The following is a 9,497-nucleotide window of genomic DNA, read 5'->3' on the forward strand; positions in this document are numbered from 1 at the left end:
CGGAAACGAAGCGTTTCCGGATTCTTACACAGCCACTGGATCGTTCAACTGATCCTTAACTGATCGGCATTAGGCCTTTCGGCCCGTTTTCTTTTATGCGTTCTGGCGCCACCATTCGGCGAGCAGAATGCCAGTCGCCACGGAGACGTTAAGACTCTCAACGTTGCCGGTACCGCCAATCGACAGGCTGATATCACCCTGCTGGAAGGCGCTGTCGGACAGACCTTCACGCTCCTGACCCAGTACCAACACCATTTTGGCTGGCAGCTCAGCTTTCGCCAGCGGCGTGCCTTCATGGCTTGAAGTCGTCACGATGGTGTAACCCGCTTTGCGGAAGGCTTCCAGACCGCTGGCAAAACTTTCACCGCTGATGGCCTGCACATGTTCTGCGCCACCTTCGGCAGTACGTACTGCCGCGCCCGATTCCAGCAGGGAAGCATCGTTAACCAGCAAACCTTTCACACCGAAGTGTGCGCAGCTACGCATGATGCCACCGAGATTGTGCGGGTTGCTGACATCTTCCAGCGCCAGCACGCAATCCCTGGTATCCGCTTTTTTCAGCCACTCAGAGACTTCCATGCCCATACGTTTCTTGATGATGAAGCACACGCCGCCGTGGTGTTCGGTGCCTGAAGCCTTAGTCAGCTCGGCATCATCCACCACGTGGTAGGCTTTACGGTTGGCCGCTAACCAGCGCAGCGTTTCGCGGAAGCGCGGGGTGACGCTCTGGATAAACCAGGCACGTACAATGCTCTCTGGGCGGCTGGCAAACAGCGCCTGGCAGGCATTTTCGCCGTAAACGCGCGTCTCTTCCTGACGCTGACGGCGAATCTGCTCGGGATCGATCACCGGCTTGTTGCTGGCTGCATCATCAACCTGGCTGTCATCAGCCACTGGCGGACGAGAAACGGTGCGCCACGGAGAATCACCGAAGCTGCGGTTGTCATCACGATCATCGCGACGACCGAAGCTGCGACCGCGGTCAGCATTGCGTGCATCACGCGCGGGCGTTCCGCGTCCACCTGCACTGCTGCGACCACCTTCTTCATTATTACGTGCAGTACGAGGACCAGAACGACGATTATCTTCCTGGCGCGCAGCAGGACGGCCGCCTTTGCCGGTACGGGGATTTGGCTTTTGGCCTGCATCCTCATCACGTACATACATCACTTTTACCTTGCCGCTTTTGCCTTTAAATTCGTCGTTCATTTGTTCCTCCTGCATTGAGAGCGCGAAGATTACCTGATGTGCTGGAGCTTAGCTATCAACTATTGAACCTATTGGGCAATCCAGATTGAGCATAGCACTCAACCTTTTCATAATGTTCGGCAATCATAACATTTACAGGTCCGGTTTGAGGTGACGATGAATACTGTATGTGCCTCCTGTCAGGCAACTAACCGCGTTCCCGAGGAACGTATTGCCGATGGCGCCAAGTGTGGTCGCTGTGGCGACGAGCTGTTCAATGGTGAAGTCGTGAATGCCACGGCAGCCACGCTTGATAAATATTTGCAGGACGATTTGCCCGTGGTGGTCGACTTTTGGGCGCCGTGGTGCGGTCCGTGCGTGAACTTCGCGCCTGTTTTTAAGGATGTCGCTGACGAACGCCGCGGTAAAGTGCGCTTTGTGAAAGTGAACACGGAAGCCGAACCGGCACTCAGCTCACGCTTCCGCATCCGCAGTATCCCGACCATTATGGTGTTCAAAAAAGGTGAGATGGTCGACATGTTAAACGGGGCAATGCCCAAAGCGCCGTTTAATGAGTGGCTCGACGAATCACTTTAAGCACCTCAGGCCAGCCCCTGTGCTGGCCTTGCCGTTCGCCTTCCATTAAACTGGCGTTTTTTTCCTGCCTGCGATTCTATGTCTGAAAATGCCGTTCTGCGCTTACGTGCGCAACGTTTAGCACGCGCTACGCGCCCGTTTCTTGCCCGTGGCAATCGCGTGTTGCGTTGCCAGCGTTGTCTGTTGCCGCAAAAAAATTGCCTGTGTGCCACGCTGCAACCGCAGCTAGCACGCAGCCGTTTTTGCCTGGTGATGTTCGATACCGAGCCGATGAAGCCGAGCAATACCGGACGCCTGATTGCCGATATCCTGCCTGATACGCTGGCGTTTGGCTGGTCACGCACCGAACCTGATGAAGCGATGCTCGCAGCAGTGCAAACCACCGATTATCAGCCACTGGTAGTATTTCCGGGCTCGTATGCCGATGCAGGCAGGGAAGTCCTCATCACACCTCCGCTCACCGGCAAACCACCGCTATTTATTATGCTGGATGGCACCTGGACCGAAGCCCGCAAAATGTTCCGCAAAAGCCCCTGGCTGGATGCGTTCCCGGTGATGTCACTCAACGTTTCCACACCTTCGCGCTACACGCTGCGGGAAGCGCACGGCGAGGGCCAGCATTGTACCGCTGAAGTGGCCGCCGCGCTGCTGGAACAGGCTGGCGATGCTGAGGCAGCAAGCGCGTTACAGCAGCATTTTGAGCATTTCCGTCACGCTTATTTGGCAGGCAAGCCGCATCATCCTGTGCACTATCAGGAAAGTGTGCTGTAGGGATCGCCTGATTTTTTAACTCGTCCGTTTGATTTCTAGTCGCACATCGCCATGGAGTTGGCTCCCAACATAAGGATGATGCGCTATGAAAGTCTGGTGGCTTGTTGTGCTGCTGATAGCGGGCTGCAGCACGGCACCGCAAACTGACCGCCCTTACCCACTGCAGTTACAATCCATTAGCACACGCACAGGTGGCATCATTAGCGTTGCTGAATTGCAGCCCGGTGATTTGCTGCTCTCCTCCGCCACCTCGCCTCAATCCTGGGGCATTCGCCTGATTAGCTTCAGCGGTGTCAGCCATGCCGCAATCTACCTGGGTGATCGGCAAGTGGCAGAAGCCGTGGGCAGTGGTGTCAAAATCATTCCGCTGCAACAGGCTATTGAGGAGAGTAATAATGTGTTGGTGCTACGCGTGCCCAGCCTCACTCAAGACCAAAGCTCGCTGTTGCGCGAATTTGCCCACCAGCAACAAGGCAAAAAATACAATTTCAAAGGTATCGTGATGTTCATGCCGTTTATGGTTTCGCGCCGCGTCTGCGAGCTGCCGCTGATGCATGAAAATCTACGCAGTGCCTGTCTTACTGCATTAGCGCGCGTGCAACTCGCCGACGTTGACGATCCTCAAGCCAATCGCTTCTTCTGCTCAGAATTCGTCATCGCAGGATATCGCCATGCAGGCGTCGAGCTACTTCAGGGACAGGCGAGCTGGGTCAGTCCGGCTGATCTCATGCATCTGCGTGATAGAGATGTCTCAGCATGGCATAGCGAGCAGAATATGCAGTACATCGGCCATTTAAAGCGCTGGAACCTTAAAGAGATCCTCAGCCTGCGATCGGCGAGTCGGCAAGCAGAGTAAAAAGCGTTTACAATCATGCCAATCTTGATGTCGGGAGCGGATGATGAGCCAACGCGGACTGGAAGCACTGTTACGACCTAAATCAATCGCGGTGATTGGTGCGTCAGTTACACCGGGGCGCGCCGGCTACTTTATGATGCGTAATTTGCTGGCTGGCGGATTTAGCGGTCCGGTGCTGCCGGTCACGCCGAAGTATAAAGCCGTAAGCGGTGTGCTGGCCTGGCCGGATATTGCCAGCCTGCCGTTCGCGCCCGATCTCGCCATTATCTGTACTCATGCCAAACGCAATCTGGAGCTGCTGCAGCAGCTGGGTGAAAAAGGCTGCAAAGCCTGCATCATTCTCTCCTCGCCCGCCAGTCAGCTTGAAGAGTTGAAAGCCTGCGCCAGCCAGTGGCAAATTCGCCTGCTCGGCCCGAACAGTATGGGATTGCTGGCCCCGTGGCAAGGATTAAACGCCAGCTTCTCGCCGGTGCCGATCGCAAAAGGACGCATTGCCTTTATTTCTCAATCCGCTGCGGTATCCAACACCATTCTTGATTGGGCTCAGCAGCGCAATCTCGGCTTCTCCTGGTTTATCGCTTTGGGCGACAGTCTGGATATTGATGTTGATGACTTGCTGGATTTCCTGGCGCGTGACGGTAAAACCAGCGCTATTCTGCTCTATCTAGAGCATCTCAGTGATGCGCGCCGCTTTGTTTCGGCCTCTCGTAGCGCCTCACGCAATAAACCGATTCTGGTGATCAAAAGCGGTCGCAGCCATCAGGCACAGGCGATGATTGGCACACTCAGCGGGCTGGATGCAGCATGGGATGCCGCGATTCAGCGTGCCGGTTTGCTGCGGGTGCAGGACACGCATGAACTGTTTTCCGCGGTGGAATCGCTGAGCCATATGCGTCCATTGCGAGGGGATAGATTGATGATCATCAGCAACGGCGCAGCCCCCGCAGCCTTAGCACTGGATGAGCTGTACGCGCGTAATGGCAAACTGGCTACGCTGAGTGATGAGACTTTACAAGCCTTGACCACGTTGTTGCCCGAGGGCGTTGGGCGCGGTAATCCGCTGGATCTCAAGGACGATGCCATCCCTGCGCGCTATGTTGCCTGCATTGAACAACTACTGGATAGCCATGAACTCGATGCATTAATGATTATCCATGCCCCGAGCGCCGTGTCTCCCGCCACCGAAACGGCCGAGCAAATTATTGCGACAGTGGCAAAACATCCGCGCGGCAAACAGGTGACACTTCTCACTAACTGGTGTGGCGAATACTCGTCACAAGCCGCTCGTCGTGCTTTCACTCAGGCCGGAATCCCCACCTGGCGCACACCGGAAGGCACTATAACTGCATTTATGCATCAGGTTGAGTATCGCCGTAACCAAAAACAACTGCGTGAAACCCCCGCTTTGCCGATAGGCCTGACACAAAATAGTACGCAGGCGCACCAGTTGATTCAGCAAGCGCTGGATCAGGGGATTAACACGCTGGATACCCACGAAGTGCAACCGGTGCTGCAAGCGTATGGTTTGTCGACGCTACCGACCTGGATTGCGAGTGACAGCCGTGAGGCCGCCACTATTGCCGATCAGATTGGTTATCCGGTGGCGCTTAAGCTGCGGTCGCCGGATATTCCACACAAATCAGAAGTTCAGGGCGTGATGCTGTATCTGCGCAGTTGTGAGGAGGTCGAGCAGGCCGCTGAAGCGATATTTGATCGCGTGCGCCACACCCATCCTCAAGCCCGAATTGATGGATTGCTGGTACAAAGCATGGCGAATCGTGCGGGTGCGCAGGAATTACGCGTGGTGGTGGAGCAAGATCCGCTGTTTGGTCCCATCATTATGCTGGGTGAAGGCGGCGTAGAATGGCAGGCCGATAAACAGGCTGCCGTCGCACTTCCCCCATTGAACATGACGCTGGCGCGTTATCTGGTGATTCAGGCGATGAAGAGCGGCAAAGTGCGCAGTCGCAGTGCGTTGCGTCCACTGGATATTGCCGGGCTGAGCCAATTGCTGGTGCAGGTTTCAAATCTGGTGGTAGATTGCCCGGAGATCCAGCGGCTGGATATCCATCCGCTGCTGGCCTCCGCGAATGAATTCACCTTGCTGGATGTCACGCTGCAACTCGCGCCATTTACTGGTGATAACGAAGCGCGTCTGGCTATCCGTCCTTACCCGCATCATCTTGAAGAACAAGTACAGCTGAAAGATGGGCAGTATTGCCTGTTCCGTCCGATCTTGCCGGAAGATGAACCACAACTGCGCGCGTTTATCGCTCAGGTAACGAAAGAAGACCTTTATTATCGTTATTTCAGTGAGATCAATGAGTTCACGCATGAGGATCTCGCCAACATGACCCAAATCGACTATGACCGAGAGATGGCCATTGTTGCAGTACGACAGCACAACGGGAATGATGAGATTATTGGTGTGACGCGTGCGATCTCGGATGCCGATAACATTGATGCGGAGTTTTCGGTGCTGGTGCGCTCCGATCTTAAAGGACTCGGGATGGGCAGACGATTGCTGGAAAAGATGATCCGCTATACGCGCGATCATGGTCTGCAACAATTGAACGGTATCACCATGCCACACAACACCGGCATGATTACGCTGGCACGAAAACTGAATTTTCGTGTGAATATTCAATTGGATGATGGCATTGTCAGCCTGAATTTACCGCTCGGTGAGGCGTGATGATATCCTGTACAGAAAGGTAAAAATCCTCCTTATCAGGCCGGTTGATGTTATTATTCACCGTTAGGATCATGATTTGATGGCAAAAGGCCATGCAATGAACAGAGAAGAAGTGCACTGTGATGTTGTCTAAATTTAAACGCAATAAACACCAACAACACCTCGCACAGCTGCCTAAACTGTCACAATCCGTGTCGGATGTGACCACGCTTTACTCGCCTGCCGAGTTCCGTGAGACCCTGCTGACGAAAATCGCTGCGGCTGAAAAACGCATCTGCATCGCCGCGCTCTATCTCGAGAACGACGACGGCGGGCGTGGCATCATGCAGGCGCTCTATGCTGCGCGTCAGGCACGTCCGGAGCTGGATATCAGTATTCTGGTGGATTGGCATCGCGCGCAGCGTGGCCGAATTGGCGCCGCTCGTGGACTGACCAACGCTGATTGGTATTGCGAGATGGCAGCACAGCATCCCGAGATCGCTATTCCAGTGTATGGCATTCCCGTTAACACGCGTGAAGCACTTGGCGTACTGCATCTGAAAGGCTTCATTATTGATGACACCTTACTGTATAGCGGCGCCAGCCTGAATGATGTTTATCTGCATCAGCATGATAAATATCGCTATGATCGCTATCAGCTAATCCGCAATCCACAATTGGCGGACACCATGTACGCGTGGATTTGCGAAAATCTCAAGCAGTCCGATGCGGTTAATCGCCTTGACCAGACTGAGCGTCCATCCAGCCCTGAAATTAAAAACGAAACACGCCAGTTCCGCCAGGATTTGCGCAGTTTCAACTACCAGTTCGCGGGGAATACTGACAATGACTCACTGGCGGTCACGCCGCTGGTGGGCCTTGGCAAACGCAGTCTGCTCAATAAAACCATCTTCCATTTGATGCCGTGCGCCGAGCGTAAACTGACGCTGTGCACGCCTTACTTCAACCTGCCAGCGATCCTGGTGCGTAATCTGATCCACCTGCTGCGTCAGGGTAAAGAAGTGGAGATCATCGTGGGCGATAAAACCGCCAACGATTTCTACATCCCGCCTGACCAGCCGTTTAAAATCATCGGCGCACTGCCCTATCTGTATGAGATCAACCTGCGACGCTTTCTGAGCCGTTTGCAGTATTACGTCAATAACGGCCAGTTGACGGTGCGTTTGTGGAAAGACGGCGAAAACAGTTATCACCTGAAAGGCATTTGGGTGGATGACGAGTGGATGATGATTACCGGTAATAACCTTAATCCGCGCGCCTGGCGACTGGATTTGGAAAATGCGGTGCTTATCCATGATCCGAAGAATGAGCTGGCAGAACAGCGCGAGAAAGAGCTGGCGTTGATTCGTGAACATACCACGACGGTCCAGCACTTCCGCGAATTAGAGAGTATTTCTGACTATCCGGCGAAAGTACGTAAGTTAATCCGTCGTCTACGCCGTATCCGTATTGACCGTCTTATCAGTCGCTTACTCTAGCAGATGCGTGCGTTCATCCTCTGCGTAGTTTTACTTTGTAGTGGATGTGCGCATGTGGCACAAGATAACTGGACCGGTAAGGACAAAGCTGAACACTTCTTCTCTTCTGCCGTGCTAGCCGCTGCCGGCAGTGAAATCTCCCAACACCAGCATCAAAGCCGTGGACAAAATTTACGTTTTGGCTTTTTGTTCTCGCTGAGTTTTGGCGTAGGAAAAGAGTTATATGACAGCCGCTCTTCGGGGAGCGGCTGGAGTTGGAAAGATCTCAGCTATGACGTGGCGGGAGCGGCCACTGGCGTTGCCTTGTGGAATTTAAGCCAATAATCACAGTGCAATGCCCTTCCCTTTGCGATGGAGCATCAGGGAAATAACGAAGGCCAATGCCCCCATCGCCGACACATACCAGAAGAAACTGGTTTCAATCCCCTCTTTCTTCAGCAGTAAAGCGACATACTCGGCCGAACCACCAAAGATCGCATTAGCCACCGCATAAGATAAGCCAACACCTAGTGCGCGCACTTCTGGCGGGAACATTTCTGCTTTCAGAATGCCACTGATGGCGGTATAGAAGCTGGTGATAATCAGCGCCAGCATGATCAGTGCAAATGCGGCCCAACCGCTCTGCACATTTTGCAGCATCATCAGGATCGGCACGGTACAGACCGCTGCACCCGCACCAAAGATCATCATCGAGGATCGACGACCGATCTTATCTGAAAGCGCTCCAACGATCGGCTGAATCAACATGAAGACGAATAATGCAGCAGTCATCAATCCGCTGGCACTGCGTGCATCCATCCCTGCCGTGTTGACGAGATACTTTTGCATGTAGGTGGTAAAGGTGTAGAAGCTCAGTGAACCGCCGGCAGTAAAACCCAATACCATCAGAAATGCGCGTGAGTGATTGCGCAGCAAACCCATAACGCTGCCCGCATCTTTATGTTCACGATTCTTTTTCTCGGAGGTTTCATTCAGTGAGCGACGCAGCCACAGAGCGACCACAGCCAGCACGGCGCCAAGGAAGAAGGGGATACGCCAACCCCAACTCCGCAACTCTTCGTCGCTGAGGATCTGTTGCAGCACTACCACGGTAAGAACCGCTAACAGCTGCCCGCCGATCAGCGTCACATACTGGAATGATGCGTAAAATCCTTTACGGCCTTCTAAAGCGACTTCACTCATGTAAGTAGCGCTGGTGCCATACTCTCCTCCCACTGACAACCCTTGAAACATACGCGCCAGCAGCAGGATCACCGGTGCCGCTACGCCAATTTCGCCGTATCCTGGCAGGCAGGCGATCACCAGGGATCCTAAACACATCATGCAGACAGAAATCAGCATTGAGTTTTTACGTCCATGGCGATCGGCGATATAGCCAAACAGCCAGCCACCAATCGGACGCATTAAAAATCCAGCGGCGAATACACCTGCTGTTTGCAGTAACTGCGTAGTGGTATCGCCTGCCGGGAAGAATACATGCGCGAAATAGAGTGAGAAAAAGGAGTAAACGTAGAAATCGAACCACTCGACCAGGTTGCCCGATGACGCGCCAACAATCGCCCAGATGCGTTGTTTGCTGTTTATCGTTGATTCAGATGGTGCCACTTTTTGTTGTAGTGAGTCGGTCATGTCTTACCTCATTTCCTTGCGATAAATTAATGCCAAAGGATTCAGTAAAGCACGTGTTGGGCGGTTTCGGGAATTGGATGACGTTGAAGGTGCTAATTTGTGATTAGTAAGGGATTTTGGGGGTGAAATTAGGGCGATTGCATGCAATTTCAGCGTTATATAGACGTAAAAAAACCCTGAACTTTCGTTCAGGGTTTCTTCACTTGTTTGATGCCTGGCAGTTCCCTACTCTCGCATGGGGAGGCCCCACACTACCATCGGCGCTACGGCGTTTCACTTCTGA

Annotated in this window: 8 protein-coding genes; 6 read left to right on the top strand and 2 right to left on the bottom strand. The window is 53.5% G+C overall.

From position 1 onward, the window contains the following. Nucleotides 1-93: 93 nt before the first annotated feature. A complete protein-coding gene (locus JK231_RS25155; RefSeq protein ID WP_160834684.1) occupies nt 94-1,209 on the bottom strand; it encodes a tRNA/rRNA methyltransferase in 1,116 nt (371 codons plus the stop codon). Between the two features lie 156 nt (nt 1,210-1,365). Here JK231_RS25155 and trxC point away from each other — a divergent pair, with 156 nt between their 5' ends. The 6 genes from trxC (at nt 1,366) to JK231_RS25185 (ending at nt 7,909) form a co-directional block, all read left to right on the top strand. After that, on the top strand, nt 1,366-1,785 hold the full coding sequence (gene trxC / locus JK231_RS25160) for a thioredoxin TrxC (RefSeq protein ID WP_034825465.1): 420 nt from the start codon (nt 1,366-1,368) through the stop codon (nt 1,783-1,785). A 78-nt stretch (nt 1,786-1,863) separates the two neighbouring features. Further along, entirely contained in the window at nt 1,864-2,556 is a 693-nt protein-coding gene (locus JK231_RS25165; RefSeq protein ID WP_211729899.1) for a tRNA-uridine aminocarboxypropyltransferase, read from the top strand. Between the two features lie 85 nt (nt 2,557-2,641). After that, the gene (locus tag JK231_RS25170; protein ID WP_211729900.1) at nt 2,642-3,412 is read left to right on the top strand and encodes a YaeF family permuted papain-like enzyme; all 771 of its coding nucleotides are present in this window, start codon (nt 2,642-2,644) and stop codon (nt 3,410-3,412) included. 43 nt (nt 3,413-3,455) lie between these two features. Further along, the gene (locus JK231_RS25175; protein ID WP_211729901.1) at nt 3,456-6,107 is read left to right on the top strand and encodes a bifunctional acetate--CoA ligase family protein/GNAT family N-acetyltransferase; all 2,652 of its coding nucleotides are present in this window, start codon (nt 3,456-3,458) and stop codon (nt 6,105-6,107) included. A gap of 122 nt (nt 6,108-6,229) precedes the next feature. Beyond that, entirely contained in the window at nt 6,230-7,585 is a 1,356-nt protein-coding gene (pssA, locus tag JK231_RS25180; protein WP_097119813.1) for a CDP-diacylglycerol--serine O-phosphatidyltransferase, read from the top strand. A 3-nt stretch (nt 7,586-7,588) separates the two neighbouring features. Continuing rightward, the gene (locus JK231_RS25185) at nt 7,589-7,909 is read left to right on the top strand and encodes a YfiM family lipoprotein (protein ID WP_058959193.1); all 321 of its coding nucleotides are present in this window, start codon (nt 7,589-7,591) and stop codon (nt 7,907-7,909) included. Here JK231_RS25185 and JK231_RS25190 read toward each other — a convergent pair whose 3' ends face one another. Beyond that, the gene (locus JK231_RS25190; protein ID WP_097119814.1) at nt 7,910-9,214 is read right to left on the bottom strand and encodes an MFS family transporter; all 1,305 of its coding nucleotides are present in this window, start codon (nt 9,212-9,214) and stop codon (nt 7,910-7,912) included. Nucleotides 9,215-9,497 lie beyond the last annotated feature (283 nt).

Source organism: Pantoea sp. JGM49 (genome assembly GCF_018257655.1).
GTDB lineage: Bacteria > Pseudomonadota > Gammaproteobacteria > Enterobacterales > Enterobacteriaceae > Pantoea > Pantoea communis.

Excerpts from the sequence above, each read along its gene's own strand:
- JK231_RS25190 (WP_097119814.1), bottom strand. The coding sequence starts at position 9,214 with ATGACCGACTCACTACAACAAAAAGTGGCACCATCTGAATCAACGATA.
- JK231_RS25165 (WP_211729899.1), top strand. The coding sequence starts at position 1,864 with ATGTCTGAAAATGCCGTTCTGCGCTTACGTGCGCAACGTTTAGCACGC.
- pssA (WP_097119813.1), top strand. The coding sequence starts at position 6,230 with ATGTTGTCTAAATTTAAACGCAATAAACACCAACAACACCTCGCACAG.
- JK231_RS25175 (WP_211729901.1), top strand. The coding sequence starts at position 3,456 with ATGAGCCAACGCGGACTGGAAGCACTGTTACGACCTAAATCAATCGCG.
- JK231_RS25185 (WP_058959193.1), top strand. The coding sequence starts at position 7,589 with ATGCGTGCGTTCATCCTCTGCGTAGTTTTACTTTGTAGTGGATGTGCG.
- JK231_RS25155 (WP_160834684.1), bottom strand. The coding sequence starts at position 1,209 with ATGAACGACGAATTTAAAGGCAAAAGCGGCAAGGTAAAAGTGATGTAT.
- trxC (WP_034825465.1), top strand. The coding sequence starts at position 1,366 with ATGAATACTGTATGTGCCTCCTGTCAGGCAACTAACCGCGTTCCCGAG.
- JK231_RS25170 (WP_211729900.1), top strand. The coding sequence starts at position 2,642 with ATGAAAGTCTGGTGGCTTGTTGTGCTGCTGATAGCGGGCTGCAGCACG.